General features: G+C 39.1%; 17 protein-coding genes. 13 read left to right on the top strand and 4 right to left on the bottom strand.

The window, feature by feature from the left end:
* Positions 1–12 precede the first annotated feature (12 nt).
* From CGC50_RS03235 to cmk, 5 genes are all read left to right on the top strand, one after another.
* Positions 13–2,019 (top strand): OmpA family protein, encoded by a 2,007-nt coding sequence (locus CGC50_RS03235; protein WP_095909658.1) that lies wholly within the window; start codon positions 13–15, stop codon positions 2,017–2,019.
* Between the two features lie 204 nt (positions 2,020–2,223).
* Complete coding sequence (locus tag CGC50_RS03230; protein WP_095909657.1) at positions 2,224–3,150, top strand: transporter; 927 nt, start codon at positions 2,224–2,226, stop codon at positions 3,148–3,150.
* Positions 3,151–3,326: 176 nt separating this feature from the next.
* Positions 3,327–3,797, top strand: a complete 471-nt coding sequence (locus CGC50_RS03225) for a hypothetical protein (RefSeq protein ID WP_095909656.1) — start codon at positions 3,327–3,329, stop codon at positions 3,795–3,797.
* Positions 3,798–3,808: 11 nt separating this feature from the next.
* Positions 3,809–4,186 carry a hypothetical protein gene (locus CGC50_RS03220; RefSeq protein WP_095909655.1) on the top strand — a complete coding sequence of 126 codons (378 nt, stop codon included), beginning with the start codon at positions 3,809–3,811 and terminating at the stop codon, positions 4,184–4,186.
* A 100-nt stretch (positions 4,187–4,286) separates the two neighbouring features.
* Complete coding sequence (gene cmk / locus CGC50_RS03215) at positions 4,287–4,997, top strand: (d)CMP kinase (protein ID WP_095909654.1); 711 nt, start codon at positions 4,287–4,289, stop codon at positions 4,995–4,997.
* 19 nt (positions 4,998–5,016) lie between these two features.
* On the opposite strand, the gene CGC50_RS03210 is transcribed toward cmk, so the two are convergent.
* The 3 genes from CGC50_RS03210 to CGC50_RS03200 form a co-directional block, all read right to left on the bottom strand.
* Positions 5,017–6,306 carry a nucleotide sugar dehydrogenase gene (locus tag CGC50_RS03210; RefSeq protein WP_002670393.1) on the bottom strand — a complete coding sequence of 430 codons (1,290 nt, stop codon included), beginning with the start codon at positions 6,304–6,306 and terminating at the stop codon, positions 5,017–5,019.
* Positions 6,307–6,329: 23 nt separating this feature from the next.
* Positions 6,330–8,735, bottom strand: a complete 2,406-nt coding sequence (locus tag CGC50_RS03205; protein WP_095909653.1) for an FtsK/SpoIIIE family DNA translocase — start codon at positions 8,733–8,735, stop codon at positions 6,330–6,332.
* An 88-nt stretch (positions 8,736–8,823) separates the two neighbouring features.
* Positions 8,824–9,993 carry an AIR synthase related protein gene (locus CGC50_RS03200; RefSeq protein ID WP_095909652.1) on the bottom strand — a complete coding sequence of 390 codons (1,170 nt, stop codon included), beginning with the start codon at positions 9,991–9,993 and terminating at the stop codon, positions 8,824–8,826.
* A 180-nt stretch (positions 9,994–10,173) separates the two neighbouring features.
* Here CGC50_RS03200 and CGC50_RS03195 point away from each other — a divergent pair, with 180 nt between their 5' ends.
* The 6 genes from CGC50_RS03195 to CGC50_RS03170 all read left to right on the top strand — a co-directional run bounded on the left by CGC50_RS03195 (position 10,174) and on the right by CGC50_RS03170 (position 13,229).
* Positions 10,174–10,608: a hypothetical protein gene (locus CGC50_RS03195; protein WP_095909651.1), complete on the top strand. Its 435-nt coding sequence runs from the start codon at positions 10,174–10,176 to the stop codon at positions 10,606–10,608.
* Positions 10,609–10,835: 227 nt separating this feature from the next.
* Positions 10,836–11,798, top strand: a complete 963-nt coding sequence (locus CGC50_RS03190) for a lytic transglycosylase domain-containing protein (protein ID WP_095909650.1) — start codon at positions 10,836–10,838, stop codon at positions 11,796–11,798.
* 49 nt (positions 11,799–11,847) lie between these two features.
* A complete protein-coding gene (locus tag CGC50_RS03185) occupies positions 11,848–12,516 on the top strand; it encodes an ABC transporter ATP-binding protein (protein WP_095909649.1) in 669 nt (222 codons plus the stop codon).
* Positions 12,517–12,628: 112 nt separating this feature from the next.
* Positions 12,629–12,865, top strand: a complete 237-nt coding sequence (gene rpmB, locus CGC50_RS03180; protein WP_002670675.1) for a 50S ribosomal protein L28 — start codon at positions 12,629–12,631, stop codon at positions 12,863–12,865.
* 20 nt (positions 12,866–12,885) lie between these two features.
* Positions 12,886–13,068 (top strand): 50S ribosomal protein L33, encoded by a 183-nt coding sequence (rpmG, locus tag CGC50_RS03175; RefSeq protein WP_002670724.1) that lies wholly within the window; start codon positions 12,886–12,888, stop codon positions 13,066–13,068.
* A gap of 8 nt (positions 13,069–13,076) precedes the next feature.
* Positions 13,077–13,229 (top strand): DUF4295 domain-containing protein, encoded by a 153-nt coding sequence (locus CGC50_RS03170; RefSeq protein ID WP_002670441.1) that lies wholly within the window; start codon positions 13,077–13,079, stop codon positions 13,227–13,229.
* 253 nt (positions 13,230–13,482) lie between these two features.
* Here CGC50_RS03170 and CGC50_RS03165 read toward each other — a convergent pair whose 3' ends face one another.
* A complete protein-coding gene (locus CGC50_RS03165; protein WP_095909648.1) occupies positions 13,483–14,718 on the bottom strand; it encodes a 3-deoxy-D-manno-octulosonic acid transferase in 1,236 nt (411 codons plus the stop codon).
* A gap of 125 nt (positions 14,719–14,843) precedes the next feature.
* On the opposite strand from CGC50_RS03165, the gene CGC50_RS03160 reads away from it, so the two are divergent.
* Both CGC50_RS03160 and purL read left to right on the top strand, forming a co-directional pair.
* Positions 14,844–15,290, top strand: a complete 447-nt coding sequence (locus CGC50_RS03160; protein ID WP_095909647.1) for a hypothetical protein — start codon at positions 14,844–14,846, stop codon at positions 15,288–15,290.
* 69 nt (positions 15,291–15,359) lie between these two features.
* The gene (gene purL / locus CGC50_RS03155; RefSeq protein WP_095909646.1) at positions 15,360–19,031 is read left to right on the top strand and encodes a phosphoribosylformylglycinamidine synthase; all 3,672 of its coding nucleotides are present in this window, start codon (positions 15,360–15,362) and stop codon (positions 19,029–19,031) included.
* The last annotated feature ends 5 nt before the right edge of the window (positions 19,032–19,036 follow it).

Genomic DNA, 19,036 nt, shown 5'->3' with positions numbered 1-19,036 from the left:
AAAAAACGGAAAATGATAAAAAGGATAACAATATTGATGCTTCTTCTTTTTCCTTTCTCAACTATTTTTGCACAAGTAGATGACAAACAAAAAGAAGAAAATGAAAAAAAGGCACAGAAAGCCAATGAACTATATAGTAAGTATGCCTATGCGGACGCTATCAAAATATACGAACGCATAGCAGAACAAGGATATGTAGACCAGACCATTTTGCAGAATTTGGGGAATTCCTATTATTTTAATGCAGATTATACAAATGCTTTAAAATGGTATGACCAACTGTTCAAAAATGCGCAAAAGGATAATTATACCCTTACTCCAGAGTACTATTATCGTTATGCTCAAACTCTTAAATCTGCAGAACGTTACCAAGAGGCTACTGCTATACTCCAACAATTCATGAAGCTTACTGGTCGTGAGGATATCAGAGCTCGTAAATTGGAAGAAAATACTGATTATCTGAAAGTTATCAAAGATAATTCAGGCAGGCTTACTATAAAACCAGTCGATATCAATACAGAATATTCTGAGTATGGTACTGCTTTTTATGGACCTGATGCGGTTGTCTTTACAGCAAGTAGAAAACCTTCTTTATTTAGAGAAGCTTCCAAGTGGACAGGAGAAGGATATTATGATCTTTTCAAGACCTCTTTGAAAGACGGTAATTTACATGGAGAAGAGCGTTTCTCTTCTGTACTGAATACCTCTCTCAATGAATCAAGTCCTATTTTTACTAAGAGTTTGGATACTATCTATTTTACTCGTAACTACTTGGTACCACTTACAAAAGAGGAAAAGAAAAAGAAAAATAGAGATGAAAAGATACTCTTGGAGCTATATCGTTCTGTTAAGAAAGGAGATAATACCTGGGCAGAGCCTGTACGCTTACCTTTCAATGTTACCGGATATAGTGTAGCTCATCCTGCACTTACTCCTGATGGAAAATATCTCTATTTTGCTGCAGATATTGTAGGAACTCATGGGAAATCTGATATTTTCAGAGTGAAAATAAATCATGATAAAGGTACCTATGGCAAACCAGAGAATCTGGGAGAGATTATCAATACCGAAGGAAGAGAGACTTTTCCTTTTATCTCTCAGAATAATGTACTATTTTTTGCTTCTGATGGATTGCCTGGTTTAGGAGGATTGGATATCTTTGCTGTAAAGATCAATCAGGATGGTTCTCTCAAAGGATTACAGAATATAGGTCGTCCTGGGAATACTCCCGATGATGATTTTGCTTTTATTCTTGATGAACAAAAGAGCATGGGATTCCTCTCTTCTAATAGACCTGGAGGGAAAGGAAAAGATGATATTTACTCTTTTATACAGAACAGACCTTTGGAGTTCGATTGTTATAAAGTGATAAAGGGTGTTGTAAAAGATGCTGATACTCACGAGACACTCTCCGATGTATTGCTTACTCTTTCTGATAGCCAACAGAAAGAGATTACCCAAAAAACTAATGAAGCAAATGGTACTTTTGACTTTGGAAAAAATCCTGTAGATTGTGATGATACTTTTGTCTTTGTACGAGCTCAGAAGGAAGATTATGCAGTAGCTGAAGAACAAATCAATATTCGTCAGAATGGAGAAATTCACCAAGAAATATTCCTAAAGAGTATCAAGAAAAAAGTTACTGTAGGGGATGATTTGGCTAAATTCTTTAATATAGAAATTATATACTTTGATTTTGACAAATCAAATATCCGTCCGGATGCAGCTGTGGACTTGGCTAAGATTGTTGAAGTAATGAAGGAACATCCTACTATTAAGATTGCCATCAAGTCTCATACGGATAGCCGTGGTTCTGACGCTTATAACCTAGCTCTTTCTGATAGGCGTGCAAAATCTACTTTAGAGTGGATGGTACAGCAAGGTATTGATAGAAGCAGGCTCACTGCTAAAGGATATGGAGAAACACAGCTCGTTAATGGATGCTCCAATGGAGTTCCTTGTTCTGAAGAAGAACATCAAAAGAACAGACGTAGTGAATTTATCATTACCGAAATGTAAAATTTTTTCATAGTTTATATTTTTTACAGCAATAGGGAAACTTATTGCTGTTTTTTTTTGCAAATAAAAAATACACAAAAATAGGGTTTGTAATAATAATTTTTTTATCTTTGTGCCTTATAATACCTATGGAAAAAATAGAAATTATTTTATAGATTGTGATACTAAATTATAAGATTAGATATGAATAAAAGGATTTTGTTTATGAAAAAAGGGTTGTTTTCTTTTTTTGTACTATGGGCTATTACAGCCCATGCTCAGTATACAGATATTATTAACTCTAATAAGCCAGGAAGGTCTATGGGAGCATATTCTGTAGGGCAAAAGGTAGCTCAAGCCGAAGCAGATGTGTATTATGAGACAAACAAACACGAAGCACTCAACCTTTCACAGGAGAATATAGGGCTTAACTATATGGTTCGTTATGGAGTATGGAGAAATGAGTTTGAGATCATTGGTGATGGTACTTTTCTATATAGCAATCGCACAGCAGAAGGTCTTTCTTCCAGTAAGTTGGGCTTCCTGCGCAATACCATAGGTGCGAAATACCTCTTCTATGATCCTGTTTTCTTGAGCAAATCAAATGTCTATAGCTGGAAGGCCAATGCCGATTTTAGTTGGAGAAAGATGATTCCTGCTATCTCTCTGTATCTTGGATTCAATATATTAGAGAAAAATCGCTATCTCTATGAATTAAACAATGAGGATTATAAGATTATAACTCCTAAGGCTATTATAGCTCTACAGAGCCATCCACTTAACGAAGTGGCTTTGGTCTTGAACTTGGTGGGGAACAATATGGCTTCTAAACATGCACAATATAGCTATATTTTTACTCTAACACACAATCTTTATGATGATCGTTGGAGTATTTTCTTGGAAAGTGAAGGGATTACCAGTGACTATTACAAGGATTCTTTGCTAAGGATGGGAGCTTCCTATCTGATAGATGAGAATTTTCAGATAAATGCTTCTATAGGAGCCAGTTGGAAAACTACTCCTACACGATATCTTGGAGGGGTAGGAGTTTCTTACCGCTTCTATGATCGGTACAGAGATATAGAATATATAGAAAAGAAAAAGGCCAGAGATAAGCAGAATAAGGAAGATGCTCAGATATTTGGCTTCTGATAAATATATTGATAAGTAAAAAGTAATGTTTGTTTGTAATGAATTAATTTACAATATCTTGTGTTGTTATTAACAGGGTTTGTTATTTTGTTGATTATATTCTATTACAATACTTGCTTTTTACAGAAAAACGTTGTAGATTTGCAGTGTGATAACCTAATTAAAATTTTAAAAGTATGATTTTAGAAGAATTCAAAAAATATGCCGACCAGATGGGAGCTCAACTCTCTGGTATACTCTCAGTTAGCTTCATAGGAACTGAACATGGCGAAGTCTTGTACAATCAATCTTTTAGTGGATTCGATTATACTGCTACTGCAAAGTTTGAAGCAGAAATAGCTAAAAATGCGCTTCAGGAGATCAAATATATTGATAATATATACCAGGATTCTCTTCGAGAGATTACTATCTCAAACAGTCAACAGATTCATGTGATCTATGTGTCTAAGGATTTTGATTACCTTATACATCTTATTACTGATGCCAAAAAAGTAAACTATGGAATCCTTAGTATCATCCATAAAAAATGTTATGAAGCGATGACTAAGGTGGTTACTTTTGACTCTGTACAAACAGAGCTTTATCCTAAAATAACACAGGAAGCCCCTAAAAAGGAAAGTCATTTCAGAAAATTATTTTTTAGCTAAAGCATTAAATCATGGAACAATTTCTTAACGGATATGTAGAAGAGCTTTTTTCTAATATATCAGGTACTATTTCTGTATCTTTGGTAAGTACTTTGGATGGCTCTATCTTGGCTTACAAGGCGCGTCCTGGGGTAGATAATCGCTTGGCCAGTTCTTATCAAGTAGAAATCTTTCGAAATGCAGTACTTTCTTTTGAAAATACAGAAGGGTTGGCTGATAAAAGTGTGGATGATGTGTGCTTGGTATATGAGGGGCAGACACATCTTATAGGACTCTTGCAAAGTAGAAAAATATTGCATCATATTATCTTGGACGATACAGCCAATATAGGTATGGCTAAGCTCCTTATCCGAAAAATACGCACTGAAGCTGAAGCAAAATCCTTCTAATACAACAACTTTCGAACAATAATCAAAATCATACTTTAATAATATAACTTACTGAAAATCATATTTTGTTTTTTGGTAAGTTATTTTTTTGCCTAAAACCATGAAAAAAATTATCATTGCCATAGATGGCTATTCCTCCACAGGAAAGAGCACAACAGCCAAGCTCGTAGCTAATGCCTTGCAATATGTATATATAGATACAGGAGCTATGTACAGAGCTGTAACTTATTTGGCACTCCAACAGAAGTTTCTTTCTTCTTCTGAAGAAGGAAAAGAAAAACAGTCTATAGACGAGCAGGGATTATTGACAGCTCTTAAGCAAAGCGCTATCAGCTTTCGATATAACTCCCAGCGGGGAGCTTCTGAACTATATCTCAATGGGGAGAATATAGAAAAAGAGATACGTAGTATGACAGTAGCTACCTATGTGAGTGAGGTGGCTAAAATTCCACAGGTACGTGCTTACTTGGTGAACCTACAGCGACAAATGGGAGAGCAAAAGGGAATAGTTATGGACGGACGTGATATAGGTACTGTCGTATTTCCTGAAGCCGAACTAAAGATATTCATGACAGCTTCAGAGCAAATACGTGCGCAAAGACGCTTTGAGGAACTACAACAGAAGGGGGAACAGGCTTCCTATGAACAGGTACTTAAGAATATACAAGAGCGTGATTATCAGGATACTCACAGAACAGAATCTCCCCTACAGAAAGCAGACGACGCTATAGAAATAGACAATTCAGACACTACAGTTATTGAGGTAGTCTCCCAGATTGTACAATTGGCTCAAGAAAAAATAAAAGCGTAGGTAACTACGCTTTTATTTTTTATAAATGTCCATCGGCCTCGGGGAGTATTCCTTTTACATCATAGAGAATACTGTGTGTTTTTCTCAATTCCTTCCAAGGGAGGTCAAGGAATTCCTTATGAGCAACAGCCAGTACAATAGCATCATATTTTTCGATAGGAAGTGTAGTTACAGAGTGTATCTGATGCTCTTCCCATACTTCTTTAGGGTTAGCCCATGGATCATATACAGTTACTTGGGTATGGAAAGATTCTAACTGACGTACCACATCGGTAACTTTAGTGTTGCGTACATCAGGACAATTTTCTTTGAAAGTAATACCTAATACTAAAATATGGGCTTTATGAATGGTGATATTGCGCGCTATCATGAGTTTGATTACTTGATCAGCTACATACTTTCCCATGGAATCATTCATTCGGCGTCCGGCTAAGATAATTTCTGGGTGATAGCCTACCTCTTGTGCTTTTTGGGCTAAGTAATATGGATCTACTCCTGTACAATGTCCTCCCACCAGTCCGGGAGAGAATCTTAGAAAATTCCATTTGGTGCCTGCGGCTTCCAAAACGGCTCTTACATCTATCTCCAAGAGGTTGCATATCTTGGCCAGTTCGTTTACAAAGGCGATATTAATATCCCTCTGAGAGTTTTCTATAACCTTAGCAGCTTCAGCAACTTTGATAGTAGGTGCCAAATGAGTGCCAGCTTCTAAGACAGACTGGTATAGAGCATCTATCTTTTGAGCTACTTCAGGAGTGGATCCGGAGGTGATTTTTAGAATATGCGCTACAGTATGGAGCTTATCCCCTGGGTTGATACGTTCCGGTGAGTATCCTACAAAGAAATCTTCGTTATATTTCAGTCCAGAGACTTGTTCTAAGATGGGTACACATTCCTCTTCGGTACAACCAGGATATACAGTGGACTCGTAGATGACAATATCTCCTTTTTTGAGATATTTACCTGCCACTTCACTCGCTGAATACAAAGGGGTCAACAAGGGACGATGATGTATGTCCACAGGAGTAGGTACAGTGATGATAAAATAATTACAATCCTTTAATTCATCTGAGTTATCAGTACAAAAAAGCCCTTTTTCACCTTCTGTAGTAGTAGGATTTTTTTCAGATAAGACTTCTTGAAGGAGGGAACTGTCTATTTCCAAGGTGATATCTTCTCCTTTTTTTAGAGAATCTACGCGTGATTGTTTTTTGTCGTAACCTACTACGGGGTAGCGTGTTGCAAAAAGGCGTGCTAACGGGAGGCCTACATATCCCAGACCAATAACCGCTATCTTTATAGTATTCATTGTACTTCTATATCTTACTTAATCTAAATTCCTTTTTCATCTAAAAATTCTTGTAGACTCATCGTATCAGCAAAGAAAATTTCTCTGGGTTTGCTTCCTTTGAAAGGGCCTACTACTCCCAATACTTCTAGCTGATCCATGATACGTCCGGCGCGTGCATGACCTATCTCCAGCTTACGCTGGAGCAATGAAGTAGATCCTTGTTGAGCACTGATGATGACTTCAGCAGCCTCTCTCAGGAGGGAATCTTTTTTGGACATATCCACCTCAGGGCTACTTCCTCCACTTTCCTCTCCTACATATTCTGGGAGTAGGAAGGCATCAGGGTATCCTCGCTGGGAACCTATGAAGTTGGCGATACGTTCTACTTCAGGGGTATCGACAAAAGCACATTGGATACGTATCAAGTCATTGCCTTGGGTGTAGAGCATATCCCCTTTCCCGATAAGTCGTTGGGCACCAGGACCATCCAGGATAGTCTTGGAGTCAATGGACTGAGAAACCTTAAAGGCTACACGAGCAGGGAAGTTGGCCTTGATAAGACCTGTAATCACATTGACTGAAGGTCGCTGGGTTGCGATAATCAGATGGATTCCCACCGCACGTGCTAGCTGTGCTAAGCGAGCGATAGGAAGTTCTACCTCTTTGCCAGCGGTCATGATAAGGTCAGCAAACTCATCTACTACCAATACTATATAAGGTAAGAACTGGTGACCATCATTAGGATTGAGTTGGCGTGCTTTGAACTTGGCATTGTATTCCTTGATATTACGCACCATAGCATTCTTTAGTAGGGTGTATCGGTTGTCCATTTCTATACACAGAGAGTTCAGTGTATTGACAACCTTGGTAGTATCGGTAATTATAGCTTCTTCATTATCAGGGAGTTTTGCCAAGAAGTGGCGCTCTATCTTGTTATAGAGTGTAAGCTCGACCTTCTTCGGGTCTACAAGGACAAACTTCACCTCGGCAGGGTGCTTTTTGTAGAGTAAGGAGGTAAGTACTGCATTGAGCCCAACGGATTTCCCTTGTCCTGTAGCCCCTGCCATGAGCATATGTGGCATTTTAGCAAGGTCAACGACAAAGGTTTCATTACTAATAGTCTTACCAAAGGCGATAGGTAGTTCCATTTCTGCTTTTTGGAAATTAACAGAACTGATAACCGAACGCATAGGCACCATGGCTGCATTTTTATTAGGGACTTCTATACCTACAGTACCTTTTCCTGGGATAGGGGCAATGATACGAATTCCTAAGGCGGCTAAGGATAGAGCAATATCATCCTCTAAGCTTTTTATTTTAGAGATACGTACCCCAGGAGCAGGGGTTATTTCATAAAGAGTAACGGTAGGACCTATGACAGCTGTGATACGAGAAATCTCAATCTTGTAATCACGCAGTGTCTGGATAATGGTGTTTTTGTTCTCCTCCAATTCTTCATCATTGCGTACTACACCTGCTTCTTTGTATTCCTTGAGTAGGTCTATAGGAGGAAATTGATAACTCTTGAGTTCTAAGGTAGGGTCATATTCTCCGAAATCCTCCACCAAGCGGCGAGCTACATCCTCTGGATTGACCATTTCCTCTTGTTTGATTTCTACTTTGAACTCTTTATCTTCTATGGTGGTGTCTGGGCTTTCCTCTTGGTCATACAGCAGAGGAATATCTTTCCTGTGGGTATAGATATCAATAGCATTGTCCTCCTCCTCTTTTCTTTCTTCCTCTGTCTCAGTAGAGGGCATTGTGAAAATTTCTTCTTCTGGTAAGTGAGATGGTTTTTCTGCTGTTTTATCTTCCTCTTTTGTTATTTTCTCAGAGGATTTCCAGATAGTTTTTTTATTTTTCAACCAAAGCTCTCCTGAAGAAAAACTATTTTTTATTTTTTCAGGGGTAAGGTGTAGCTTCCCAATGAGGTATAAGCATAAAATGAGAAGTAACAACAAGGCTGTTCCCAATCGTCCTATGTAGTCTCTTAGGTAGGCATTGATTTCGTATCCACCTATTCCACTAAGGATAGTTGCATCGGAGGAGAAAAAGCCTAAGGAAACTGAGATGAAGAGCATCCACAAAATTCCCCAAAACCATTTGTTGAGCAGCTTGGTTTTGGTCGAAAGAATGAGCTTCAGCGCAGTAAGGGATAAGATAGCTAAGGGAATGAAGACTGCAATACCAAACCCTTTGTATATAAATAGATTCCCAATATAGGCGCCTACCTTATTGAAAATATTCTGTGATTGTATGTTCCTATCGGCAAGCTCTGAAAGAATACTTTGGTCTGCTTGCCAGCTGAAAATGAATGAGATGAAAGAGACACAAAGGATAAAACAAACAAATAGCAGAACCACTCCTATTGAGACTTTTCTCTCAAGGAAGGAAGTGGAACTTTTTTTGGTTTCTTTCTTTGCAGGGGTGGATTTGGTTTTTGACATTGGCTGATAGCTCTTTGTAAAATTAAAAAAAACAGTGGCAAAGATACTTAATTAAGATGATTTCGCAAAGGGTATTGCCATTTAGTTTTTAACAATATTCAAAAGTGCCATATTCGCTTTTTATAGTCAGGCGTTTCTTATCTGAATTTTCTACGTGTCCTATTACTTGGGCTGGCACGCCGAAAGATTCGGAGATAGCTATAATATCAGTGGCAACCTTTTCTGGTACGTACAGCTCCATGCGATGGCCGCAGTTGAACACTTGGTACATTTCCTTCCAACCAGTATTAGATTCTTTTTGAATAAGCTGGAAGAGAGGAGGTACTGGGAAGAGATTGTCTTTAACAATATGTAGATTGTCTATAAAGTGTAATATCTTAGTTTGCGCACCACCACTGCAATGCACCATCCCACATATTTGTGTATTGTTGTAGTGTCTTAATATCTCCTTGATAATAGGAGCATAAGTGCGGGTAGGGGAGAGGACAAGTTTACCAGCATCCAAAGGACTATTAGTTACCCTATCAGTGAGTTGTTTGCTACCTGCATACACAAGCTCATTAGGTACGGAGGGATCAAAGCTTTCAGGGAATTGATACGCTAATTCCTTTGCAAATACATCATGGCGTGCTGAAGTGAGCCCATTGCTCCCCATACCACCATTGTATTCCTTTTCATAAGTAGCTTGTCCATACGAAGCCAAGCCTACAATTACATTTCCTTCCTTGATATTGGCATTGTCAATTACATCTCTACGATTCATACGTGCTATAACGGTAGAGTCCACGATAATAGTGCGTACCAAATCGCCTACATCAGCTGTTTCTCCTCCTGTAGAATGGATGTTTATCCCAAAAGTTTTCAATTCCGCAATCAGTTCTTCTGTCCCATTGATAATAGCTGAAATCACCTCCTGAGGGATAAGATTTTTATTACGACCGATGGTAGAGGAAAGCATAATGTGGTCTACAGCTCCTACACATATTAGATCGTCTATATTCATAATAAGTGCATCTTGGGCAATACCTTTCCATACACTTAGGTCGCCTGTAGCCTTCCAATACATATAAGCCAAAGCCGATTTGGTACCGGCACCATCAGCGTGCATCACTAAGCAATAGTTCTCATCGCCTGTAAGATCATCGGGTACTATTTTACAAAAGGCTTTAGGGAACAAACCTTTATCTATATTTTTGATAGCATTATGTACTTCTTCTTTGGTGGCAGAGACACCACGCATCGTATATCGGCTGTCCATAAATGTACGGTTTTTTGCATTTTTTTTAAGTGCCAAAGGTAATAAAAATACTTGAAATGACCAATATTTGAAGGAAATAATTTTGGATATTTTATTTAACAAAAAAATAACTATCTTCTATATTTGTTTATTGTGAAATAAATGTTACTTTTGTCGCTCAATTCTTAATATTTTTTTACCATGAATAGATTATTCTTCTTGGGAGCATTTCTCCTACTTGCTTCCACACAAGCCTTTGCTAAGGTAGGAATTCCTATTGGGAGTCGTGAGGTATTAGAGAAAGTACATGATTTACCTGATACAGACGAGTACAAAAATGGGTCTACTTATGTGGATATAGGCCGTCTTCACAAAGAGTTCAATGTAGCTTATTTCCTTCCTCTCTGGATACAAGAAGAACCTAAATTGGTCCTTATAGAAGCCAATAATAAGGATGCTTATTATGATATAAAGAAGGAAGATATGGATGCAATCCTAAAAGAGAATAATTTGGATGGCGAAAAGCTTAACAAATTGGATTTCTATACTCGTTATGGAGGAAAATTGGTAGCGGTAGCTATCATAGGAGTACTTGTATGGAGTGGACTCTCTCGCAAAGGGAAAAATGAAGATTAATAGGTCTTGATACCTGAACAATATAAAGAAGACTGTCTGAATTTCTCAGGCAGTCTTTTCTTGTATTCTTAAAAAAGCACAAAAAAAATATAATAGAAAAATATTTTGATATTCTATAAGAAAAATATTTACCTTTGCAGATTGAAAATGATAAGGTGTTGTAGGGTTATGATTTATACAAGTCAGGCTGTAAAAACACTAATAATAAATGATGTAATAAATAAAAGATGAAAAAAGTTTGTTCTATTTGCCAAAAAGTATTCAGTGGGATAGGGGTTGCTGCAGTTGCTTTGTTGCTTATCAATGCAGTAGCAGCTCCTACAGAGGTGGCAGTACCTACTCTAAGTGAGGATGATCCTTTGATGTTGGCTGCTTCAGGCGAAAGAGATACTTTGCCTACCTATCAGATAAAGGCATGGGACTTACCTAAGAAAATGGATTTTGCAGGTGAGTCTGTGCCGCTGCAAATATCAGATGTGCGTGAGCGCTTGGACCGTGAACTGCTTATCAATGTATATTGGCAATCCAATGGACTTCTCTTGATCAAGCGTGCCCATAAGTTCTTTCCTATTATAGAACCTATCCTAGCCAAGTATGATGTGCCTAATGACTTTAAGTACTTGGCACTTATCGAAAGTGGATTACAGAATGTCGTTTCTCCCTCTGGAGCTGCGGGATTTTGGCAGTTTATGAAAGGAACAGCGAAGGAATATAACTTAGAAATGGAAAATACGGTGGATGAGCGCTATCACTTAGAAAAAGCTACAGAAGCCGCTTGTCTGTATCTGAAAAAAGCAAAAGAAGAAATGGGGAGCTGGACATTGGCTGCTGCTGCCTATAATGCTGGTAAGAGTGGTATCCGTACTCAGCTGAACAAACAACAAGTGAATGATTATTACGATCTGCACTTGAATAATGAAACCAGTCGTTATGTATTTCGTATCTTGGCACTAAAGGAGATAATGAAGAATCCTAAAAAATATGGATTTATCTATAAGAAAAGTCAGTTGTACGATCTAGAACCAGTACAATATGTTACAGTGGATTCAACCATTACAAATTTGGCAAACTTTGCCAAGCTCTATAAAACCAATTATAAGACTATCCGTTTGCTCAATCCTTGGATACGTGATTTTACCTTGGAGAATAAGACAGGTAAGACGTATGTTATCAAAGTACCAAAACAGTGATCGGTATTGATACTAACCTCTGATCCTTCGAATACTAACAACTAATGGTGTGATAAAAGCAACAAATATACATAAGAAATTTGGACAAGTAGATGTACTCAAAGGAGTAGATATACAGGTAGATAAAGCTCAAGTAGTTTCCATAGTGGGAGCTTCTGGGGCAGGGAAGACTACACTGTTACATATCTTAGGTACTTTGGATACGATGACCAAGCACGAGGGTAGTTCTCTTCAGATCAATGATATAGATGTAACAAAGCTTTCGGCAAAGAAGCTTGCACAGTTTCGCAACGAGCAGATAGGATTTATATTTCAGTTTCACCAGCTTCTGCCTGAGTTCACAGCAATAGAGAATGTCTGCATACCGGCATTTATCAAAGGACTATCTAAGAGGCAGGCAGAGGCCAGAGCAAAGGAGCTGTTGGGCTATTTGGGACTTTCTCATCGCATCACTCATAAGCCACAAGCGCTCTCTGGGGGGGAGCAACAACGGGTGGCGGTAGCCAGAGCGTTGATTAATCAACCTTCGGTGATTTTTGCCGATGAGCCCAGTGGAAACCTTGATTCAGAGAGTGCTCAGCAATTACATCAATTGTTCTTCGACCTGAGAGATACCTTCTCACAGACCTTTGTAATTGTTACTCATAATAATGAATTAGCTCAAATGGCGGATAAGGTTTTCACTATGCAAGATGGAAGAATTAAAAGTGAAGAATGAAAAAGTATGATTCATGATTTATTGAAAAAAAATAATGAAAAAAAATTTGGTGGTTTCAATAAAAGTTCGTTACTTTGCACCCTGATTGAATAATAAACTAAAAAGTGATAAAATGGCACAAGTTTGCGAATTGACAGGTAAAAAAGCTATGGGGGGAAACAATGTTTCTCACGCTATGAACAAAACAAAAAGAAAGTTTAAGGTGAATTTAACCACTAAGCGTTTCTATATTCCAGAGGAAGACAGATGGATTACTTTGCGTGTATCAACCAATGCAATAAAAACCATCAATAAAAAAGGAATTTCCGCAGTACTCAAAGAAGCAAAAAAACAAGGATTTATAAAATAACTCATTAATTTACTGTAACAATGGCTAAAAAAGGAAATAGAATACAAGTAATCTTAGAGTGTACAGAACACAAAGATTCAGGAATGCCTGGAACTTCAAGATATATTACTACTAAAAATAAAAAGAATACTCCAGATAGGCTAGAGCTTAAAAAGTACAATCCTATCTTGAAGAAAGTAACTGTTCACAAAGAAATTAAATAAACGAAACTATGGCAAAGAAAACAGTAGCAACTTTACAAGGAAAATCAAAGAGATTGACCAAAGTAATAAAGATGGTAAAATCTCCTAAAACAGGTGCTTATACCTTCGTCGAAGGAGTAATGGCTCCAGAATTAGCAGAAGAATTCTTGAAAAAGAAATAAATAAAACCCTTATAAGGGTTTTATTTGTTTTTAATAATTATATATCTAAAAATTTAGACTATTCACTTTGTGAATAGTCTTTTTTCTAAGATAGTACTGTATTGCTAAAGAGTTCAATTGATCAGACAGACATCGGTTTTGCCTTTTGTTGTACAGTCGGATAATTAGAAAAATACTTAAATAAAAGTATATAAAAACAGAATAAATAGTAGGCTATTTATTCTGTTTTTCTTTGTATATATGCAAAATAATATTATTTATTTACAAAATCAACGAAAGCATTAGTAGCTCCTGTGTTTGAAATGATATAATTATAGTTAAGTACTCCAGCTTTCTTCCTTTGTATAACATTGGTGAATAAAAAAGAAGCGATTTTTGTAAATTCATCAGTATCTTTTATAGAAAAAACTCCTTCTCTTTCTATCAGATCTTTAGCTTCGTTGAACTTTTCATAATTTTTCCCTATTACTACAGGAATACTGAATACAGCAGGCTCTAAAATATTGTGCAATCCTTTTTTCCCCATTCCTCCTCCTACATAAGCAATAGAAGCATAACTATATATTTTAGTAAGTAGACCAATTTTGTCTACTATAAGAACTTCGTATGAGGGTAATTTTTGTTTATCTACTTCAGAAAGAATGCCTACATATTTATGAATTCTTTCTTTGAGAGATAATATTTTATCCTTGTTACCTACTTCATGAGGAGCAATGATAAACTTCATATTTCCTTTGTAAGAATTTAGAAAAGGAATATATACATCTTCGTCAGCCTTCCATGAACTACCAAAAACCATACAAGGAGCACCAGAGAGAAATTCTTCTACGAAAGAAAGCTTGTTATCACGAGAGAGTATCTCCATCACTCGGTCAAAACGAGTGTCTCCACTTACTGTTATATTGGTAAATCCTATAGATTGCAATAGCAGTTTGGCATTCTCATTCTGAACAAAGAAATGAGTGAAACAAGGAAGCACAGCACGCATTCCATAGCTTCTTTTTTTGAAGAATAATTGGTCTTTACGGAACACACCAGAAACCAGATAAGTAGGTATGTGTCTGTTCTTAAGAGCAAATAGATAATTCTGCCAAAATTCGTATTTGACAAAAATAGCCATTTCAGGATGTAGTAAATCAAGAAAGCGATTCACCCTCTTAGGGATATCCATAGGAAGATAGAGAATAACATCGGCATCCTTGCTATGCTTTTTCGCCTCATAGCCAGAGGGGGAGAAGAAAGTAACAACAATTTTTTTCTCAGGGAATACTTCTTTTAGTTTCTTAATAATAGGGAGTCCTTGTTCGTATTCGCCAAGTGAGGCTGCATGTAGCCAGATGATCTGGTCATCCTCCTGAATATGTGTCTCTAAGATATGAAAACTCTCCTTCCGCCCTCGGTAGAAGAGCTTTATCTTCTTACTAAACAAAGAGAGTAGGGGGAGGGCACAGGCCACCAAGCGAGTGATTAAGGTATAGAGAATATTCATGATGAAATTTTTTACAAATGTACATATTTTTTGTAGAGTGTGAAAGATAAAAATTATTTTTTCTCAGAGGATGTTATTTTGCTTTTTATTTCTTATCTTTGTGCCTTAATCCAAAATGAAGTTTCATGAAAGCAACATTTATACTTCCTATAATTGCTGTTTCTTTTACCGCATGTAACAATACCACTCCCAACCAATCAGAAAACACTACAGGCACCTCTGAAGTTACTCAGGACACTCCTATGGTAGGAGATGACAGAGATGAGCATGGTTGTATAGGTAGTGCAGGATTCACTTGGAGTGTCCTTCGTGGAGAATGTATCCAAGTATTTGAGGTAGGTACCCGCCTGAATCCTGTGGAAGAGAAGGAAGAAGTGGCTGTAATCAGTGCCTTTATTGTAGCCAAAGATGGTGACAACAGCCAAGTAGAGCTATTTATTACAAATGAAGATCAGAATCCTATTTTAAAACAGGAAACCAATGGTACTTACAAAGGAGGTAAATATATCTATAATCCTAAAACACAAGAGCTTTCCATAGATGGAAAAGTAACTTATACAGCAAAAAACTAATCATTTATGACGAATGACAAACTAACATTGTCATTCGTCATTTATCATTAACCATTAATTATTGAAAAAATGCTTCTCTTCTTTAAAAACCCAAAAAACACTATCTATGTGATAGCTACTGAAGCTGCCCTCACTGAGGGCGACCTCAACAAACTCAAATGGCTCTTTGGCAATGCTGAGCAACTCAATCAGCAAACACTTCAAGGTACTTTCATCGGACCCCGTGCGGCAATGATTACCCCTTGGAGTACCAATGCGGTGGAAATTACCCAAAATATGGACATTCAGGGGATTACCCGCATCGAGGAGTTCCACGAGGTAACCGACCCCAATACGCCTTTCGACCCTATGCTCTTTGAGCGATACAACGGTCTTACCCAAGATAGTTTTACTATCGACATTCAACCGCAAACAACACTCGAAATCGATGATATCGAGGCGTATAACCAACAAGAGGGACTTGCGCTAAGCGCCGAAGAAGTTGCCTATCTGCAAAATCTCTCTCAACAACTCGGGCGCAAACTCACCGACTCGGAGGTGTTTGGCTTCTCGCAAATCAACTCCGAACACTGTCGCCATAAAATCTTCAATGGTACTTTTGTTATCAATGGTGAGGAAAAACCTTCTACCCTCTTCAAACTCATTAAAAAGACTTCGCAAGAACACCCTAATAGCATTGTTTCGGCTTATAAGGACAATGTGGCTTTCATCAAAGGGGCTACCGTTGACCAGTTCGCACCTAAAAGTGCCGATAAACCCGATTTCTACGAGGTAAAACCTTTTGAGGCAGTGCTCTCACTCAAAGCCGAAACCCACAACTTCCCCACTACGGTAGAGCCTTTCAACGGGGCGGCTACAGGTTCGGGAGGTGAAATACGCGACCGTCTCGCAGGCGGACAAGGTTCTTTGCCTTTGGCAGGTACGGCGGTGTATATGACGGCTTACCCTCGCTTAGAAGAAGACCGCCCTTGGGAAAAAGGAATGGCAGAACGCCAATGGTTGTACCAAACACCAATGGATATCCTCATCAAAGCCTCTAACGGGGCAAGCGATTTTGGTAATAAATTCGGGCAACCGCTCATTACGGGCTCTCTCTTCACCTTTGAACACGAAGAAGGCGGACGCAAATTAGGCTTCGACAAAGTGATTATGCAAGCAGGAGGCGTGGGGTATGCCAAAGCCTCACAAGCCATAAAGCACACCCCCAAGGAAGGCGACAAAATCGTTATCTTAGGCGGTGAAAACTACCGCATCGGTATGGGAGGTGCTGCTGTATCATCTGCCAATACTGGTGCTTTTGGCACAGGTATCGAGCTCAATGCCGTACAGCGTTCTAACCCCGAAATGCAAAAACGCGCTGCCAATGCTATCCGCGCAATGGTAGAATCGGACGAGAACCCTATCGTTTCTATACACGACCACGGGGCTGGCGGACACCTCAACTGTCTTTCGGAACTCATAGAAGAAACCGGTGGTAAAATCGACTTAGACAAACTGCCCGTAGGCGACCCTACCCTATCGGACAAGGAAATTATAGGTAACGAATCTCAAGAGCGTATGGGATTGGTATTGCCTGAAAAGGCTATTGCCAAACTAAAAACCATTGCCGACCGCGAGCGTGCGCCTATGTACGAGGTAGGTGTGGTTACCAACGACAAGCATTTCAGCATTGCTTCTGCAAAGAAAGGTACCCGCCCAATGGATTTAGACCTCAGCGCGCTCTTTGGCAGTTCGCCAAAAACCGTAATGACCGATGAAACAGTAGTTACTAACTACGAAGAGTTACACTACTATGCAAGTCAGTTACAGAACTATTTGGTACAAGTACTGCAATTAGAAAGTGTGGCTTGTAAAGACTGGCTTACCAATAAGGTAGACCGTTGTGTAGGGGGTAAAGTCGCCAAACAACAATGTGCAGGCGCACTACAACTCCCTTTGAACAACGTAGGGGTTATGGCTTTGGACTACAATGGCAAAGAAGGAATCGCCACTAGCATAGGTCATTCGCCTCTTACGGCACTCATCAGCCCTACCGCAGGTAGTCGTAATGCTATCGCTGAAGCACTGACTAACATCGTTTGGGCGCCACTAAAAGACGGCTTGCAAAGTGTATCGCTATCCGCCAACTGGATGTGGGCGTGCCGCAATAAAGGAGAAGACGCGCGTTTGTACGAAGCTGTAGAAGCCGCTTCTAATTTCGCAATTGAATTGGGCATCAATATCCCTACCGGTAAAGATTCCCTATCAATGAAACAAAAATACCCCGACGGTGGTGATGTAATTGCTCCAGGTACGGTGATTATTTCGGCGGCTGCCCATTGTACTGAGGTACAAAAAGTAGTAGAACCTGTATTGAAACGCAATGGAGGCAACATTTATTATATCAACTTCTCGGGTGCTCAATTTGAATTAGGGGGTTCAGCTTTTGCCCAAGTATTAAACAAAATAGGCGATAAAGCCTCTACCGTAACAGATGCCGAAGGTTTTAAAACAGCTTTCAACGTATTACAATCACTCATAAAAGAAGGTAAAATACAAGCAGGACACGACATTGGTAGTGGCGGACTTATCACAACGCTCTTAGAGATGTGCTTTGCCGAAAACGACTTAGGGGCTACCATCGATTTGAGCGGACTCTCTGCCGATGAAGACCTTATCAAAACCCTTTTTGCCGAAAATGCAGGGGTGGTAATACAAGCCGATAGCAGCATTGAAGCTACTTTGGAAGCACACTTCTTAGAATGGGCTAATATAGGTGAAGTAACTACTTCACAAGAACTTACCATTCACCATTTCGGAAAATCGTACCATTTCAATATCCCTGAATTGCGCGATGTGTGGTATCTCACTTCTTATCTGTTAGATAAACAACAAACTCAAAACGACAAGGCAACCGAGCGTTATCAAAACTACTCCGAACAGCCTTTACAATACACTTTCCCAGCACATTTCACGGGCGAAAAACCCGCACGCCCCGCAGGCAAACGCCCTATAGCGGCAGTGATACGCGAAAAGGGTAGCAACTCCGAGCGCGAAATGGCAAATGCCCTATACTTAGCAGGCTTTGATGTGAAAGACGTACATACTACCGACCTTATCAGCGGACGTGAAACCTTAGAAGATGTACAATTTATAGGGGCTGTAGGTGGTTTCTCTAACTCCGATGTCTTAGGCAGTGCCAAAGGTTGGACAGGTGCTTTGCTCTACAACGAGCAAGCTAAAAAAGCATTGGATAACTTCTTTGCCCGCCCCGATACCCTTTCAGTAGGTATCTGTAATGGCTGTCAGTTGTTTATGGAGTTAGAAGTCATCAATCCTGAGCACGCAGAGCACGGAAAAATGTGGCATAACGATAGTGGCAAGCACGAAAGTGGCTTTGTATCAGTAACCATTCCAGAGAACAACTCGGTGATGCTCTCCACCCTTGCCGGTAGTACCTTAGGGGTATGGATATCACACGGCGAAGGGAAATTCCACTTGCCATTGGCAGAAACCGAATATAATATCGTAGGTAAATACGCTTATCAGGAGTACCCTGCCAACCCTAATGGCTCTGATTACAACACGGCTATGTTATGCGACAAAACAGGCCGACATTTGGTAACAATGCCCCATATAGAGCGTTCGGTTTTCCCTTGGCAATGGGCGTACTATCCGAGTGAAAAAACAGCAGTTAGTCCTTGGTTAGAGGCGTTTATCAATGCCCGCAAGTGGATTGAAGCGCGTAATGCAGAGAAATAGAATTC

Source organism: Capnocytophaga gingivalis (genome assembly GCF_002302415.1).
GTDB lineage: Bacteria > Bacteroidota > Bacteroidia > Flavobacteriales > Flavobacteriaceae > Capnocytophaga > Capnocytophaga gingivalis.
The sequence above is the reverse complement of the archived record's forward strand: the minus strand, read 5'-3'. Positions and strand labels throughout refer to the sequence as shown.